At 53.0% G+C, this 13,921-nt stretch carries 21 protein-coding genes; 13 read left to right on the top strand and 8 right to left on the bottom strand.

Annotation, left to right across the window (positions count from 1 at the left end):
* The first annotated feature begins 1 nt into the window (after position 1).
* Positions 2-1,024: a type I glyceraldehyde-3-phosphate dehydrogenase gene (gap, locus tag RHH81_RS10270; RefSeq protein ID WP_310743008.1), complete on the top strand. Its 1,023-nt coding sequence runs from the start codon at positions 2-4 to the stop codon at positions 1,022-1,024.
* On the opposite strand, the gene RHH81_RS10265 is transcribed toward gap, so the two are convergent.
* On the bottom strand, positions 1,021-1,656 hold the full coding sequence (locus tag RHH81_RS10265; RefSeq protein WP_206200086.1) for a 1-acyl-sn-glycerol-3-phosphate acyltransferase: 636 nt from the start codon (positions 1,654-1,656) through the stop codon (positions 1,021-1,023). The genes gap and RHH81_RS10265 overlap by 4 nt on opposite strands.
* Positions 1,653-2,543 carry an ACP S-malonyltransferase gene (fabD, locus tag RHH81_RS10260; protein WP_206200085.1) on the bottom strand — a complete coding sequence of 297 codons (891 nt, stop codon included), beginning with the start codon at positions 2,541-2,543 and terminating at the stop codon, positions 1,653-1,655. The genes RHH81_RS10265 and fabD overlap by 4 nt, the downstream gene beginning before the upstream one ends.
* A gap of 106 nt (positions 2,544-2,649) precedes the next feature.
* Between fabD and rpsP the strand changes: the two genes are divergently transcribed.
* Genes rpsP through RHH81_RS10240 form a run of 4 tightly spaced genes read left to right on the top strand, consistent with a single transcriptional unit; the run spans position 2,650 to position 4,467 of the window.
* Positions 2,650-2,901: a 30S ribosomal protein S16 gene (gene rpsP, locus RHH81_RS10255; protein WP_149819178.1), complete on the top strand. Its 252-nt coding sequence runs from the start codon at positions 2,650-2,652 to the stop codon at positions 2,899-2,901.
* Positions 2,902-2,904: 3 nt separating this feature from the next.
* Positions 2,905-3,258, top strand: coding sequence for a KH domain-containing protein (locus tag RHH81_RS10250; protein WP_181494762.1), 354 nt, complete (start codon positions 2,905-2,907; stop codon positions 3,256-3,258).
* Positions 3,259-3,261: 3 nt separating this feature from the next.
* Complete coding sequence (rpsU, locus tag RHH81_RS10245) at positions 3,262-3,435, top strand: 30S ribosomal protein S21 (protein ID WP_015126245.1); 174 nt, start codon at positions 3,262-3,264, stop codon at positions 3,433-3,435.
* Positions 3,436-3,444: 9 nt separating this feature from the next.
* Complete coding sequence (locus tag RHH81_RS10240) at positions 3,445-4,467, top strand: PhoH family protein (RefSeq protein WP_149819174.1); 1,023 nt, start codon at positions 3,445-3,447, stop codon at positions 4,465-4,467.
* Here the strand turns inward: RHH81_RS10240 and RHH81_RS10235 are convergent.
* Together RHH81_RS10235 and RHH81_RS10230 are read right to left on the bottom strand one after the other, a co-directional pair.
* Complete coding sequence (locus RHH81_RS10235; protein ID WP_310743007.1) at positions 4,412-5,134, bottom strand: superoxide dismutase; 723 nt, start codon at positions 5,132-5,134, stop codon at positions 4,412-4,414. The two genes, RHH81_RS10240 and RHH81_RS10235, sit on opposite strands and share 56 nt — an antisense overlap.
* Positions 5,135-5,180: 46 nt before the next feature.
* Positions 5,181-5,462: a hypothetical protein gene (locus RHH81_RS10230; protein ID WP_302677660.1), complete on the bottom strand. Its 282-nt coding sequence runs from the start codon at positions 5,460-5,462 to the stop codon at positions 5,181-5,183.
* Between the two features lie 233 nt (positions 5,463-5,695).
* Here RHH81_RS10230 and RHH81_RS10225 point away from each other — a divergent pair, with 233 nt between their 5' ends.
* Entirely contained in the window at positions 5,696-6,379 is a 684-nt protein-coding gene (locus RHH81_RS10225; protein ID WP_310743006.1) for a hypothetical protein, read from the top strand.
* 71 nt (positions 6,380-6,450) lie between these two features.
* On the opposite strand, the gene RHH81_RS10220 is transcribed toward RHH81_RS10225, so the two are convergent.
* A complete protein-coding gene (locus RHH81_RS10220) occupies positions 6,451-6,636 on the bottom strand; it encodes an NblA/ycf18 family protein (protein WP_024125509.1) in 186 nt (61 codons plus the stop codon).
* Between the two features lie 204 nt (positions 6,637-6,840).
* Here RHH81_RS10220 and lpxD point away from each other — a divergent pair, with 204 nt between their 5' ends.
* Together lpxD and RHH81_RS10210 are read left to right on the top strand one after the other, a co-directional pair.
* Complete coding sequence (gene lpxD, locus RHH81_RS10215) at positions 6,841-7,857, top strand: UDP-3-O-(3-hydroxymyristoyl)glucosamine N-acyltransferase (protein ID WP_206200081.1); 1,017 nt, start codon at positions 6,841-6,843, stop codon at positions 7,855-7,857.
* A 113-nt stretch (positions 7,858-7,970) separates the two neighbouring features.
* Positions 7,971-8,930 carry a hypothetical protein gene (locus tag RHH81_RS10210; RefSeq protein WP_206200080.1) on the top strand — a complete coding sequence of 320 codons (960 nt, stop codon included), beginning with the start codon at positions 7,971-7,973 and terminating at the stop codon, positions 8,928-8,930.
* On the opposite strand, the gene RHH81_RS10205 is transcribed toward RHH81_RS10210, so the two are convergent.
* From RHH81_RS10205 to RHH81_RS10195, 3 genes are all read right to left on the bottom strand, one after another.
* Positions 8,927-10,069, bottom strand: a complete 1,143-nt coding sequence (locus RHH81_RS10205; protein ID WP_302677664.1) for a histidine kinase — start codon at positions 10,067-10,069, stop codon at positions 8,927-8,929. The two genes, RHH81_RS10210 and RHH81_RS10205, sit on opposite strands and share 4 nt — an antisense overlap.
* Before the next feature lie 104 nt (positions 10,070-10,173).
* Positions 10,174-10,500, bottom strand: a complete 327-nt coding sequence (locus RHH81_RS10200) for a hypothetical protein (RefSeq protein ID WP_310743005.1) — start codon at positions 10,498-10,500, stop codon at positions 10,174-10,176.
* On the bottom strand, positions 10,497-11,477 hold the full coding sequence (locus RHH81_RS10195; RefSeq protein ID WP_206201685.1) for a hypothetical protein: 981 nt from the start codon (positions 11,475-11,477) through the stop codon (positions 10,497-10,499). The genes RHH81_RS10200 and RHH81_RS10195 overlap by 4 nt, the downstream gene beginning before the upstream one ends.
* A 183-nt stretch (positions 11,478-11,660) precedes the next feature.
* On the opposite strand from RHH81_RS10195, the gene RHH81_RS10190 reads away from it, so the two are divergent.
* The 5 genes from RHH81_RS10190 to RHH81_RS10170 all read left to right on the top strand — a co-directional run bounded on the left by RHH81_RS10190 (position 11,661) and on the right by RHH81_RS10170 (position 13,792).
* A complete protein-coding gene (locus RHH81_RS10190; RefSeq protein WP_310744289.1) occupies positions 11,661-11,939 on the top strand; it encodes a TMEM165/GDT1 family protein in 279 nt (92 codons plus the stop codon).
* 134 nt (positions 11,940-12,073) lie between these two features.
* Positions 12,074-12,535 (top strand): Fur family transcriptional regulator, encoded by a 462-nt coding sequence (locus tag RHH81_RS10185; protein ID WP_206200077.1) that lies wholly within the window; start codon positions 12,074-12,076, stop codon positions 12,533-12,535.
* Between the two features lie 5 nt (positions 12,536-12,540).
* The gene (locus RHH81_RS10180) at positions 12,541-13,185 is read left to right on the top strand and encodes a pentapeptide repeat-containing protein (protein WP_149819152.1); all 645 of its coding nucleotides are present in this window, start codon (positions 12,541-12,543) and stop codon (positions 13,183-13,185) included.
* Positions 13,186-13,262: 77 nt separating this feature from the next.
* Positions 13,263-13,460 carry a DUF454 family protein gene (locus RHH81_RS10175; RefSeq protein WP_206200076.1) on the top strand — a complete coding sequence of 66 codons (198 nt, stop codon included), beginning with the start codon at positions 13,263-13,265 and terminating at the stop codon, positions 13,458-13,460.
* Positions 13,457-13,792 carry a hypothetical protein gene (locus RHH81_RS10170; protein ID WP_149819148.1) on the top strand — a complete coding sequence of 112 codons (336 nt, stop codon included), beginning with the start codon at positions 13,457-13,459 and terminating at the stop codon, positions 13,790-13,792. Before RHH81_RS10175 ends, RHH81_RS10170 begins: the two co-directional genes overlap by 4 nt.
* Positions 13,793-13,921 lie beyond the last annotated feature (129 nt).

Genomic DNA, 13,921 nt, shown 5'->3' with positions numbered 1-13,921 from the left:
CATGACCTTGAAAGTCGGTATTAATGGCTTTGGCCGCATTGGCCGCTTGGTGCTACGGGCGGGTCTCGCCTGCGACAATATTCAGTTTGTCGGCATTAACGATCTCGTGCCTGCGGATAACCTTGCCTACCTCTTTAAGTACGATTCCACCCACGGCATCTATCCGGGGATCGTCAAGGCCACGGCAGAGGGCATTGAAATTGATGGTAAGTTCATTCCCTGTACGGCCATTCGCAATCCCGCAGAACTGCCTTGGGGATCAGTTGGCGCCGACTACATTGTTGAATCCACCGGTCTATTTACCGGCTATGATGGCGCCTCGCAGCATCTTCAGGCCGGTGCGAAACGAGTGGTGATTTCAGCCCCCACCAAGGATGCCGACAAGGTGAAAACAATTGTCGTTGGTGTTAATGATGCGGCCTTTGATCCAGCGGTGGATGTGATTGTCTCTAATGCCAGTTGCACGACAAATTGCTTGGCACCGGTGGCGAAGGTCCTACATCAAACCTTTGGGCTAGCTGAGGGCTTGATGACCACGGTGCACTCTGTCACCGCAACCCAACCGACGGTGGATGGTCCTAGTAAGAAGGATTGGCGCGGCGGCCGCGGGGCTGGCCAAAATATTATTCCCGCCTCTACCGGCGCTGCTAAAGCGGTGACACTGGTGTTGCCCGAACTCAAGGGCAAGTTGACGGGGATGGCCTTTCGCGTACCCACACCCGATGTGTCTGTGGTGGATTTAACTTTCAAAACCGAGAAGGCCACGAGCTATGACGAGATTTGTGCGGCAATGAAGGCAGCGGCCGAGGGTGAACTCAAGGGCATTCTTGGCTATACCGAAGAGGCCGTTGTCTCCAGTGATTTTATCGGTGATGGCCGCTCCAGTATCTTTGATGCCACAGCCGGGATCCAACTCAATGCCAATTTCTTTAAGGTGGTGGCTTGGTACGACAATGAGTGGGGCTATTCCTGCCGTGTGGTGGATCTCCTCAAATTGATGGCCGCTAAGGATGGTCTGCTCTAGCGACCCAAGTCATGGAGACGGTGGATCACTTCGCAGCAGTGCTGTGTGACTGCTTCTAGGGCAGGGCGATCGCCCGAAGCCGGGGGCGGAAGGGGGGCACCAATGCGCACCGTAATCGGAACCGGTCGGGGAAATCCACCTTTTTTGAGAATCTCTTGGGTTCCCCAAAGGCAGACGGGCAATAGAGGCGCCTGAGCTTTGGCGGCAATGAGTGCTGCCCCCAATTTCGGATCATAGATGCGCCCATCTTTCGTGCGCGTGCCCTCCAAAAAGACCCCCACTGCCCAACCCTGTTCTAGAGCTTTGAGGGCGGCCTGCAATGCGCGGCGATCGCCGGCTCCCCGCTTCACAGGATAGGCACCATACCACCGAATCAATGTCCGAAAAATGGGAATCTGGAATAATTCCTCCTTGGCCATCCAAGCCACCGGTCGGCGCACACAGTTAGAAATCAGGGGTGGATCAAAGTAGCTGGCATGATTGGCTACCACCACCAGTGGCCCTCGCAGCGGTACCTGATGGGCACCATAGATGCGCCCGCGAAAGTAGGTGTGCAGGAGTGGACTCACCACTGACCATTTGAAAAGATGGTAGAGGAGCAAACTGATCAGCGGCTCGCGATCGCGACTCACCCAAGGCTCTCCAAACTAGCGATCGTGGCAATGCTGGTAACGGTGATCTCTGGGGTCGTGCGTTTAACCAAGCCTGCCAATACGTTGCCGGGACCAATTTCAAAGGCTTGGGTCACCCCCGCTGCCGCAAGGGCATGACAGGTGTCCACCCACCGCACAGAGCCGGTCATCTGCGATCGCAAGCGTGCCTTGATCACCGCTGCATCTGTTGTCGGTTCAGGTTCGACATTGTTCAAAACGGGAAAGATCGCCTCGTGGAAGGTGTACTCCTCCAGCAGCGTGGCAAACGTGGCTGCGGCCTCCGCCATAAACGGGGAATGAAAAGCCCCACTCACATTCAAGGGAACCGCTCGCTTCACCTTAATTTTGCCTAGCACCGCGTCCACCGCTGCCGGCAGCCCCGAAATCACCACCTGCCCCGGATGGTTATCATTGGCCAGAACCACATTGGCTGTGCTGGCGATCGCCTCTTGCAACTGCTCGCGGTCAAAGCCAATCAAGGCCACCATCTTGCCCCCCCCGGCGGCATTCATCAGTTCGGCTCGCCGCTGCACTAACTTCAGTCCTGTTGTAAAGTCAAAAACCTCCGCCGCATAGAGGGCAACATATTCGCCGAGACTATGCCCCGCAACAAAGTCCGCTTTTGCCCCCCGTTCCTTGAGGGCATCCACCAGCAAGCTCTCCACCAGAAACAAACTCGGCTGGGTATAGAGGGTTTGATCTAAGTTACCGATACGACCTGCACAGCACTCAATGACCGACCACCCCAAAATAGCCGCTGCCTGTGCGCACCGCTCCTCGGCTGGGGGATAGGCCGTTAGCAAATCCGCCATCATTTCTGGATGTTGCGACCCTTGGCCGGGAAATAACCATGCTGTCTTTGTCATCGGCAGTGCTCAACTCGAACCGCAATCTACTTTACCCGATTTGGGATGTCCGTTATACTAGAAAATTGTCGATAAAAATCTGCCCCTTTTATCTCCATAGGCTGACATGATTAAACTGCGTCTCAAACGCTACGGCAAAAAACGGAACGCCACCTATCGGATTGTGGCCATGAATAATACGGATCGCCGCGATGGGCGTGCCCTCGAAGAATTGGGCTTCTACGATCCGATCCGTGATGAAGTGCGCCTTAAGGAAGAGGCTATCAAGCGGCGTTTGGCGCAGGGCGCACAACCCACAGATACCGTGCGGCGGCTGTTTGTCAAAGCGAATCTTCTCCCTGAAACTGCCAAAAAATAGGCAATGACTGAGTCGGCTGCCCCCAATTACGCTGCCTTGATTCGCTTCCTGCTGGAACCCTTTATGGAAGCACCAGAAACCCTACGGCTGCATGCGGAATTTTCCCCTGCCAATTCTCGCATCTGGGTACGCCTTGCCTTTGCTGGCGAGGATAAGGGACGGGTCTATGGCCGTGGCGGTCGCAATCTTCATGCCATTCGAGCGGTTTTACAGGCTGCTGCCCAAGCCGCCGGTCAGCAGGTTTACTTAGATGTCTATGACGATGCCAAAAGTACACCTAAAATAGATCATCAAGGGAGCGATCGCCCCCGACGATCCCGTCGTCGTTCTTATCCATCATCAAGGAGGCAAAGTTAGCGCGTGTCTGAAGTGCGTTTAGGTGAAAACGAATCCATTGAGTCCGCTCTACGGCGATTCAAGAAAAAAATCCAAAAAGCGGGCATTCTTTCGGAAGTCAAACGGCGTGAACGTTACGAGAAACCCAGCCTGCGCCGCAAACGCAAACAGGAGGCCGCCCGCAAGCGCAATCGCTAAGCCTTGGGTATGACCACGAGGGAAAGCCTCACGATTGACCTCCACAGCACTGAGAGTGCGATCGCCCTTGTCGGTGAGCAAGAAGCCAACCTGCGCATCTTTGCCGCCCAAACAGGGGCGACCCTTGTTTTAAGGGGGCGGGATCTCTACATCACTGGTACCCCTGCTCAAATCCAACTCTGCCAACAACTGATTCAAGACCTCGGTACCCTCTGGCGCGAGGGGCGTCCTGTGTCTGGGGTAGATATTCTCACCGTCCGCCATGCCTACGACACCCAGCAGCGGGAAGCCCTCCAAGAGCTGCAACAGGATATTCTGGCTCGCACCCGTCGTGGCGACATTATTCGTGCCAAAACCTTTCGCCAGCGCCAGTACATTCAAGCCATTCGCAGCCACACACTCACCTTTGGCATTGGGCCAGCGGGCACCGGCAAAACCTTCTTGGCCACCGTTCTAGCCGTCCAAGCGCTACTGTCGGGTACTTATGAGCGGTTGATTTTGACACGGCCTGCGGTGGAAGCAGGGGAGCGGCTCGGCTTTTTGCCGGGAGATTTACAGCAAAAAATTGATCCCTATTTGCGTCCCCTCTACGATGCTCTTTACGAACTAGTGGAGCCGGAGAAAATTAGTAACCTGATGGAGCGGGGGGTGATTGAAGTGGCTCCCTTGGCCTATATGCGAGGGCGTACCCTCAATAATGCCTTTGTCATCCTCGATGAGGCCCAGAACACTACCCCTGCCCAAATGAAAATGGTGTTGACCCGCATTGGTTTTAACTCCTGCTTGGTGGTGACGGGGGACTTGACACAAACCGATCTACCAGAACATCAAACCTCCGGCCTCAGTGTGGCCACGAAAATTCTCAAAGATGTCGAAGGGATCGCGTTTTGTTATTTAACCAAGGGGGATGTGATTCGCCATCCCCTTGTCGAGCGAATTATTGATGCCTACGATCGCCATGAGCAGGCCTTGCTTACTAAGTCAAAAGAGCGCGCATCTGGGCGTAGCGATCGCTCAGCCAAGGCCAATTAACCACCTGCCACCAAGCCTCTAGGTACTGATCGCGACGGTTGCGATAGGTCAGGTAGTAGGCATGCTCCCACAAATCATTGCCCAAGATCGGCACTTGCCCTTGCATCAGCGGCGAATCTTGGTTCAGTGTGGTGGTAAGGGCCAGATTTCCTTGGGGCGTCAGCACAAGCCAGACCCAGCCACTGCCAAAGTGCTTCAGACCCGCCTGCTGAAACTGGGTTTGAAACGCTGAGAACGAGCCAAAGGTGGTTGCAATTGCTGTGGCCAACTCCCCCGTGGGTTCACCGCCCCCATTCGGTGCCATACTTTGCCAAAAGAGGGAATGGTTGGCATGGCCGCCGCCGTGGTTGCGCACGGTTTGTTGGATAGCGGTGGGTAGTTGGCGAATGTGGCACAGTAAATCCTCAATGGGTAGCCCCTGCCATTGCCGGTAGGGCGTCAGTGCCTTGTTCAGCGTCTTCACATAGGCCGCATGGTGTTTGTCATGGTGTAGCTGCATCGTCTCCGCATCAATCACTGGCTCTAGGGCATCGTAGCCGTAGGGCAAAGGCGGCAGCGTATAAATTTCTGACGGCTCACCTTCAGCCACGGCTGGGCGCGATCGCAACCAGAGTGTAGCGGCACTGCCGACGAGGAGGCCGAGGGTTTGACGACGGGTTAGGGGCATAGCGAGTACGTGAAATGTTCCCGCTAATAGTTTAAGTCCCGCAGGATTATTCTTGGCGCAGTAGCAGTTGTTGAGCTTGGCTGGGCGTCAGCAGTTGGCCATCCACTTCAATTTGTAGCACCTTGTCAGCGGATGGTTGCAGCATCGTACTGGCCTCACGGCGGTCTTTAGAACGCCAGTGATTTTGCCAAAGGCGGTTCATTTCCGAGGATTCAAAGCCGGTGGTCGGGGAAATGGGATTCAAGATCGGGGGCAGGGGAGTCGCCAACGTGGCCAAGGGATAACATATCCCCAGCAACACCACGCTCAGCAGCAGTGGACGAGTCATATATCAATACCTCTTAGGAGCGATCGCAAATAATTTTTACAGTAGGCTTCTTCTAACCGCTTATTTTTTTTCACCAAGGTCAGCCCTCATTCTTATTATATCCTCTGGAACTAAAGTCCTTTTTGGGTTTTTTCCCTCGTACTGAAGCGTTGAAGCTACCAAGCTTCTGTATTGTTTCCTAAGTTATGATGGTAAGGCGTACGCACCAGTTTGTTGGCAATTATCAATCCAGAATGACACAGGCATACACCCCTGAAGATGTTTGGCGATTATTGGCAGAGCTACTGGCGGCTCAAAAGGAAACAGAACGCCGATTTCAGGAAACAGATCGGCGATTTCAAGAGACTGACCGGCGTTTTCAGGATCTTGAACAGCGATTTCAGGAAACGGCTCAACGTTTTCAAGAAACAGATCGGCGGTTCCAAGAGACTGACCGGCGTTTTCAAGAAACCGAACGGTTGCTCCGAGAAGAAGCACGGCAGCTCAACCAACAAATTGGCAAACTGGGCAATCGCCTTGGGGAATTTGTGGAGTGGCAAGTCCGCCCAGCCGTGTTGCGCTTATTTCAGAGTCGGGGAATTGCTGTTTCTCAACTCTACAGTGATGTGATTCTTCAAGACGGCAACGAGAGTTTAGAAATTGATCTGTTGGTCGTTAACACCCATGAAGCCGTTCTCATCGAAGTGAAAACAAAACTTAGCCAAGGGGATGTTGATGAACATTTAGAGCGGATTGCGAAATTTCGCCGTCTAGCTCACCAGTATCGTGGCACCAAACTCTTGGGTGCCGTGGCAGGGATGATTGTGCCGCCCGAGGTGGCTCGCTACGCTTATCGGCAAGGTTTGTTTGTGTTGGCGCAGTCGGGGGATGGGGTGACGATTCTCAACGACCCGCAGTTTCAGCCCCGTGCGTGGTAGGCCACTATCCCCTACTTGATTCGACGGCGGAAGCAAGGTGGAGAAAGAGGTCCGTCCCACACCTGTGTGACCTAGGCAGCGCGTTTGACCAAGGAGCGAATGACGTTGTCTTTCATCATCAATAGGCGAGAGGCTTGCAACAGTAGCTCACGCGCTTCCTGAAGGCTCATGGCACTCACTTGCTCCTCCATCACCCGCATTTGAAACTCCTGTTCAAAGCTGAGGTCAACATTCAGTTCGGGGAAGCGTTGCTCCATAGAATGTACTCCTTACTCCATGTTATCGGGCATACGTGTTAAAAAATATAACAAACACATTGACAAAGTTGCCACTCAATGAATATCACCCGTGCAAAGGATAAAATGTTCAGTATGAACGATTTCGCTAAATTCTTGATCGGTTTCACAAACGAGACCTGATAGACTGAGCTAAAACTCAAGTTTGATGATGAGGACGGCAAGATGCGGTTGGCAGAGGTGGCCGAACGGTTTGGGGCAACCCTTGATTGTCCAGAGCAGGGCGATCGCCCCGTGTTGGGGGTAGCCCCCTTAGAAACAGCAACAGCCACGGATATCTCTTTTCTGGCCAATCCGAAGTACACCGCTCTATTGCAGACCACGGCAGCGGCTGCTGTGTTTGTCCGTCCCGATTTTCAAGGGGAGGCAGCCTGTCCCCTGCTGCGGGTGCCCCATCCCTACCTTGCCTTTGCCAAATGTATTGAATGGTTTTATCCGCAACCCAAACCCTCCGCCAAAATTCACCCGACGGCAATTCTGGGAGCCGATGTCGTCTTGGGAGCTGAGGTGACCATTGGTGCCTATACCGTGATTGGCGATCGCGTGCGCATTGGCGATCGCACAGTAATTGATAGTCATTGCACGCTCTACGATGATGTGGTGGTTGGCGCCGATTGCCGTATCTATAGCCACTGTGCCCTGCGGGAGCGGGTACAATTGGGCGATCGCGTCATTCTGCAAAATAGTGTTGTCCTCGGCGGTGATGGCTTTGGCTATGTGCCTCTGCCCGATGGTCGCCACTATAAAATTCCGCAAGTGGGCACCGTGGTCATTGGCAATGATGTCGAAATTGGTGCCGGCACAACGATTGATCGCGCCACCCTCGGGGAGACTACTGTGGCGAATGGCACGAAGATTGACAACCTGACGATGGTGGCTCACAACTGTACCATCGGTGAAAACGCGATTCTCTGTGCTCAAGTGGGCTTAGCGGGTTCGACCCACATTGGTAATCATGTCGTTCTGGCGGGACAGGTGGGGGCAGCGGGTCATTTGACCATTGGCGATCGCACCATTGTCTCTGCTAAATCCGGCATCAGTAGCTCTGTCCCCCCAGATAGCCGCATGGGGGGGATTCCGGCCATGGATCAAACCCTCTACCTCAAGGTTTCAGCCGCAGTGAAGCAGCTGCCGGATCTCCTCAAGCGAGTGCGCCAATTGGAAGCAAAGGTAGGGGGATAGCATAGATATTCTAACCACCCTCTATAGTGGAATTAAGGGCTAGGGTTGCCTTTTGGATCGTTCATCATAGGGTGAGGGGCAATGGGTCACACGAATCTGCGACACTAAAGCTTATGACTCCTCCAGCAGCCATTCGATTACTGCCCAGTGATCAGGAATTGTTCCAAGCGCTCCTTGGCTACCATGAACTGACAACCAAGGCAGACAAGCAAGCAGCCTTACTTACCTTGCTCCAGCGCGATCGCGCCCAAGTCATTGTCAAAAGCATTGCCCAAGCTGCCTTTCCCCAAACGGCCTTTAACTTTGCCCTCTGGATGCTCAACCATGACTTGGTGACGCTAGATTGGCTCTACGACATCACCTATCGCATTTCCACCCAAGGCTGTCAAGAAACCATTGATTTGGGATTGCTCTACGGCAGTCTCAAGCACTTAAGTGCAGGGGATCAAGCCGTTGTCTTGGGTCAAACTGAGGCTGCCCTCAAGGCGATTCGTCTCGATGAGTTGGACTTAGCAGCCTTGATTACGACACTGGAACCGGCAGTGGCGATCAGTTTCCTCTCTTGGTTTGTCACCTTTAAGAAAATCACGACAGTGGATCTGGAATACATCAGCCAAATTGTCCAGAAGGTGAAACCTAACGCCGAACCGCCCCAAGAGACCACTGAGATTCACTCCCAACCCCTCGTCCCTGAACCCCACATCATTGAACTTACCCTTGAAGACAAATTGCTGGATTTGAATTTGCAATTGGGGGGCACAGAAACAGAGATTCTACCCAAGGTTTTGGATCGCTTTTTATTTCGGCGCACCCGTGAAGATAAGGTGGTCTATCGTCCCAATACACAGGTGGTACGCCTTGCCTGCGTTGGCGAAGAGCGCCGTGACATTCCTGTGCCAGTGCGCAGTGCCAAAACATGGCCACCGGGAGTCTATGTGATCTATCGCGAGCAGGAATCCCTACAACTGATGCGCTTGCCAGATAACGAGTTCTACGAAATTTTGCCCCTTGGGCCTGATCCCTATCTGCGCGCTGAAACGATCGCCCGCATGGTTAAGGAAGGGCAGCGCTAGCTATAAACGGGCAGTGTGAAGTGAAAGCAACTGCCTTTTCCCGGTTGGGAGTCCACCCAAATCTGGCCGTAGTGCATACGAATAATTTGGCGGCAAAGGGCAAGGCCAATGCCATAGCCTTCAATGGTGCGATCGCGATCGAGGCGAACCGTCTCGCCAAAAATTTTTTCCTGCTGCTCAATGGGAATACCGGGGCCAGTGTCACAGACGGTAACTTGTACTTTTTGAGTCATGCGGTGAAAGGCGCTCAGGTGGATTTTGCCCCCTTCAGGAGTGTATTTACAGGCATTGTCCAGCAGATTAACAAGGACCTGACGAATGCGATCGCCATCGCCATAGACCAAGGGTAAATCCAAAGGAATGTCGGTGGTAAAGTGCTGCTTTTTACGTTCAAAATTGAGGCGCACATCCTCAACCGTTTCTTGGCACAGTTGTCGCAGATCCAGTTGCCGTGCCATAATTTGCAGCTTATCTTGGGGTCCGCGCGCCGCTAAGAGTAAATCCGTAATCAGTTGTCCCATCATCTGGGTTTGACTGCGGGCATGGTGAAACAGGCGTTGGATGTCCTCAATATGGAGTTGCTGAGTGCTCTCTTCCTGAAGGTTGGCTTCGAGGGTTTCAAGGGCAATGCCAACAGCAGTGAGGGGGTTACGCAACTCATGGGCCAGCAAGCCAATAATCCGATCTTTAAATTGCAGTTGTTCGGCAAGGCGATCGCGCTCTTGGCGCAGTTGAAACAGCTCATCCTTCAGGCGGCTGAGTTCCATCGAGCAATCGGACTGCTCCGCTGCCGACTTTTGCATATCTGCCTGTAGGCCGAGAGCCACTTCCCGCTGCCAGCGCGGCCACCAATAGTCTACTTTTTGCAGCAGCTTACGACCAGCGAGGGTTTGACGCGGTTCAGGACGGACTTTAATCAAGGCAGGCGTGGCAACCAGCTTGTACTCCTCTAGGAGATAGGGCTGCTCACCTATGGGCACCACTTTTAACTCAAAGCCAAAGTTCGAGGGTAGTTGCTGAATGTGGGCTTGAATAGCAGCGGTTTCCTCTTCATCGCCCGGACGATTGGCAACAAACAGGAGCAAACTGAGCGGCGGTGTCGTTTCTTGGGTAGAACTGGCATCCGCAGACGCTTTCATTGAATCACCGGCGAGTATTCTCAGGGGCAACGAAGTGCGCTTCCTCTCTAGGAAACACCATAAAGATTAACTAAATGTTAGCGGATTCTCCCCCGCAACCCAACCTAGGATTGTTGGCCATCCCGCCGGCCAAGTTCGTAGATTGCCCCACCGATGGTTGCCATCAGGCCTAAACTCAAGGCCCAACTTTGTCCCAAGCCCAAACTACAGAGGATAAAGCAACTCGTCCCCACCAGAATAAAGGGAACTAGCCCCACCATCCCTGCCCAGAATTCGGCACTTTGGTTTGCTTCACCCCCTAGCCACGTCACTAAACGCTGTATTAAGGCTTGCCCCGTGGGATAAAAGCCCCAGTACAGGGCGATCGCCCACAGACCAGACCCCGCAATGGCAATGGGGGAGAAAGAAACCTGCTGCAAATTGGGAATCATAGGAGTCCTTGAAAAATCTTGGGATCAAACATTTCTCGGAGAGATAGATAGTAGGGGGTAAAAACACTTGTATCATAGCCAGCGGCACGGGTTTGTATTTCCTTACCCAAAAGGTGCACCATTTGAAACACTAGCTCCCATATCACATTCAGCGAAGGATAAAGCATCAAACACAGGGGAAAGAGTTCCCGTTGCAGCGCCTCAAGGCTTTGCTCCAAAAGACATACCCAGAGGTAGATTTGGAACATCTCGACATCGCGAATACTGGAAACACGCACACTGGCTTGGGTCAAAGGGCCACTAAAACAGCGGTGCTGGGGGTTGAGTTCGGCAACACGATCACAAATAGCGGTGGCGATCGCCGTGCTCTGGGGCAACAGATGGCGCACTAAAGCCAAGGCCGGATCATTGTAGTCGTAGTTGGCTGCTGCGTTATAGGCACGGTGCAAGGGCATGTAGAGGTGATCATCAATAACTTTGAAGAAGCTACTGAGGATCGGACGTTGGCTCGTTGGTGCCACTTCTAGCAGTAATACCCCCGTGTGGTGAAACTGCATACTGACAAAGCCAATCACCCGCGGATCGACGGCAGTATAGCGGCGGCGAATCTCACTGATGGCACTAGCCAGCTTGGCGGTCATTTGCTGGGTGCCCTTGCCGGCTTCGTAGAGTTTGAGGGTGCGCTGATAAATGTCATGGATGTCTTTGGAGATGCTCCAAGGATCCACCAGTTCCGCTGGGATGCCATGGCGAATCATCTCTGCGGCCAAAAAGCCTTCAGTGCGCTGCCAAGCCTTGACACTGGCATTCCGCAATTCGGCCAAGAGCCGAGGGGCAACCACCGCTGGATCATCCTCCGCAAGGGCGGTGGTGTTGAGGTTGGTAATATAGCGCTTTGCCCAAGCCTGTGCCAGACTGCTCAAGGAGGTGGTGTCCGGTGCGATCGCGCTCGATCCGTCAGTAGTGGTATTCAACATGAGCACCTCCGCCATTTAGAACAGGGCTATAAGCAGAATTGATATTAAGAATCGTAACTTGTTTTAAGCTGATCCTGCCACCCTGCGCCACTAGCGATCGTTGACCGCAACTGCCCATACCGTTAATCTGCCCTATAGCAGCAACATCTTTGGAGAAATTGGATGGACTGGCAATCCTTCGCCGTGAGTTTTGCGATTGTGTTCTTGTCAGAACTGGGGGACAAGAGTCAACTGGTGGCGATTACTTTAGGGAGTAATGCCCGCTCCGCTACCGCTGTCTTTCTAGGCGTGGCCTCTGGCTTGGTGTGTACAACGTTTTTCGGTGTGCTTTTGGGCAGTGGGATTGCCACATTGATCCCCGTGAAAGTGGTCAAGGCGATCGCTGCCATGATGTTTGCCTTTCTGGGGTTTTATTTGCTGTCTCAAAGAGCGGCTGACAGCCTTGACAAGGAGCAAATTTGATTATAACCAAAGGATTGATTATCATAGTGACTACAGGTTAGCAAATGGATAACCCTAAAACTGCGATTTAACTGCAATAGGCTACTTAGCTAAGCAAAATCTGCTGTTTGAATTTTATTTTTTAGGATAGCGCCGTGTTCACGTCTCCTGCTCCCAGTCCCCTACCCCCCATTCGTTCCCTTGAGGATGCGATCGATCGCTGTCAGCGGCTTGGATTGCGGCTCAGTCGGCAGCGGCGTGCCATTCTTGAACTGCTCTGGGATGCCAAGGATCACCTCTCAGCGCGGCAGATCTACGATCGCCTGAATCAAGCCGGCAAAGACATCGGCCATACCTCTGTATATCAGAATCTCGAAGCCCTTTCCGAGCATGGCATTATTGAGTGCGTTGAGCGTGCCGATGGGCGCCTTTACGGCAATATCAGTGATAGTCACAGCCATGTCAATTGTCTCGATAGCCAGAAAATTATTGACGTTCATGTTGAGCTACCCCCCTCTCTCATTGCTGAGATTGAAGCAAAAACTGGCGTGAAAATTGTTGACTATCGCATTGATTTTTACGGTTATCAAAACACTGATCCGAGTGCCCAAGGATAACTGCCGTGGCCAATCCCCAACATCTTCAGCTTCTCAAGCAGGGGGTTACCGCTTGGAATCAATGGCGGGAGCAAAACAGTGATATTCGCCCTGATCTGGGACAAGCCGATCTCACTGGCGCCAATTTGGAGCTGTACAACCTCACCAATGCCAATCTTGATCAGGCAAATTTAGCGGGGGCGGATCTGCGCAACGCTTTGCTCAAGGATGCCTACATGGCTGGAGCAAACCTCTACATGAGTGACCTGATTGAGGCAGATTTGCAGGGGGCCTGTTTACAACGGGCTACCTTAGCGGGTGCTGATCTCTACAAGTCAAATATTGCCATGGCCGATCTGCGCCAAGCCAACTTGGTGGGCACGCTACTGCGGCGAGTGAGCCTAGTGGAAGCGACCCTTGCCTATGCCAACCTCACCCGTGCCAATCTCTTTCAGGCCAACCTGCACTTGGCCGATCTCAAGAGCGCAATTTTGCAAGAAGCGATTCTTGAAAGTGCCAGTCTCATTGAGGCGAACTTTGAATATGCGGTTCTCATTGCGGCCAAGATGTCGAAGGCCAATGCCCGCCGTGCCAACTTTAAGGGGGCAAACCTCTACAAAGCAGAAATGGACGGCATGGATCTGCGGGATGCGATTCTCGATAAAGCTTAGCACCAGCAACTTGTGAAAAGGCAAGGTTCAGGCTACGTTAGAGGTGAATCATCCTCGCCGATTGCAACTCGAAGGGAATGCCTGTGACTAAAAGCATCCGTAATACAGCACGTATGGTTCTTGGTGTGATTTTTGGAATTATTGGGGTTATCGGCTTTATTTTACCCCTCCTGCCAGGAACGCCATTTTTGCTGATAGCGGCAGCTTGTTTTAATTCTATGGAACCTGAGGAGGCCGCCAGTGCCCAAGGGAATGAATCGCCACCCGTGGCATGAAATACTTTTTCCTCACTGAGGGGTGGCAGATTGGCCGCGTGTGGGAACCCCAAGGCCTCTGGAATGAGCAAGCGTGGCGGCGATCGCCCGTGATCACCCGTACCTGCCTCTACATTCTAGAGGGGGAGGAAAAGCTCTGGCTGTACCAAGTGGAGGAGATGGTTCTCATGGTAGAAGTGAAGCCCAGCCATCCTGACCCGGCCTCAACCATTGGCCAAGTGGTGCTCAAGCGCCTGATGAGTGCGGAGGATGTGCTGACCTACCTGTGTACTACCCCTGCCATTGCCAAAATTCAAGTGGAGCGAACCTCCCCTTCGGGCGATCGCCCCTAGCGATTCTTAAGCCTTTGGCACAATTCGTTAACTCTTCTGGCGCAATTCCCTATCTGCGGTGGCTTAGCAGAGAGAACTTGATCAATGCTAGCCTTGGTGTTCCCTGTTTGAGGTAAACTAGTTCGATGT

The organism is Thermosynechococcus sp. PKX95 (assembly GCF_031583295.1).
Classification (GTDB): domain Bacteria; phylum Cyanobacteriota; class Cyanobacteriia; order Thermosynechococcales; family Thermosynechococcaceae; genus Thermosynechococcus.
Note: the sequence above shows the minus strand (reverse complement) of the source record. Positions and strands in the feature narration are given on the sequence as shown.

Coding starts and splice junctions, on each gene's coding strand:
- gap (WP_310743008.1), top strand. CDS start 2: ATGACCTTGAAAGTCGGTATTAATGGCTTTGGCCGCATTGGCCGCTTG.
- fabD (WP_206200085.1), bottom strand. CDS start 2,543: ATGACAAAGACAGCATGGTTATTTCCCGGCCAAGGGTCGCAACATCCA.
- rpsP (WP_149819178.1), top strand. CDS start 2,650: ATGATTAAACTGCGTCTCAAACGCTACGGCAAAAAACGGAACGCCACC.
- RHH81_RS10250 (WP_181494762.1), top strand. CDS start 2,905: ATGACTGAGTCGGCTGCCCCCAATTACGCTGCCTTGATTCGCTTCCTG.
- RHH81_RS10240 (WP_149819174.1), top strand. CDS start 3,445: ATGACCACGAGGGAAAGCCTCACGATTGACCTCCACAGCACTGAGAGT.
- RHH81_RS10235 (WP_310743007.1), bottom strand. CDS start 5,134: ATGCCCCTAACCCGTCGTCAAACCCTCGGCCTCCTCGTCGGCAGTGCC.
- RHH81_RS10230 (WP_302677660.1), bottom strand. CDS start 5,462: ATGACTCGTCCACTGCTGCTGAGCGTGGTGTTGCTGGGGATATGTTAT.
- RHH81_RS10225 (WP_310743006.1), top strand. CDS start 5,696: ATGACACAGGCATACACCCCTGAAGATGTTTGGCGATTATTGGCAGAG.
- RHH81_RS10220 (WP_024125509.1), bottom strand. CDS start 6,636: ATGGAGCAACGCTTCCCCGAACTGAATGTTGACCTCAGCTTTGAACAG.
- lpxD (WP_206200081.1), top strand. CDS start 6,841: ATGCGGTTGGCAGAGGTGGCCGAACGGTTTGGGGCAACCCTTGATTGT.
- RHH81_RS10210 (WP_206200080.1), top strand. CDS start 7,971: ATGACTCCTCCAGCAGCCATTCGATTACTGCCCAGTGATCAGGAATTG.
- RHH81_RS10205 (WP_302677664.1), bottom strand. CDS start 10,069: ATGAAAGCGTCTGCGGATGCCAGTTCTACCCAAGAAACGACACCGCCG.
- RHH81_RS10200 (WP_310743005.1), bottom strand. CDS start 10,500: ATGATTCCCAATTTGCAGCAGGTTTCTTTCTCCCCCATTGCCATTGCG.
- RHH81_RS10195 (WP_206201685.1), bottom strand. CDS start 11,477: ATGTTGAATACCACTACTGACGGATCGAGCGCGATCGCACCGGACACC.
- RHH81_RS10175 (WP_206200076.1), top strand. CDS start 13,263: ATGCCTGTGACTAAAAGCATCCGTAATACAGCACGTATGGTTCTTGGT.
- RHH81_RS10170 (WP_149819148.1), top strand. CDS start 13,457: ATGAAATACTTTTTCCTCACTGAGGGGTGGCAGATTGGCCGCGTGTGG.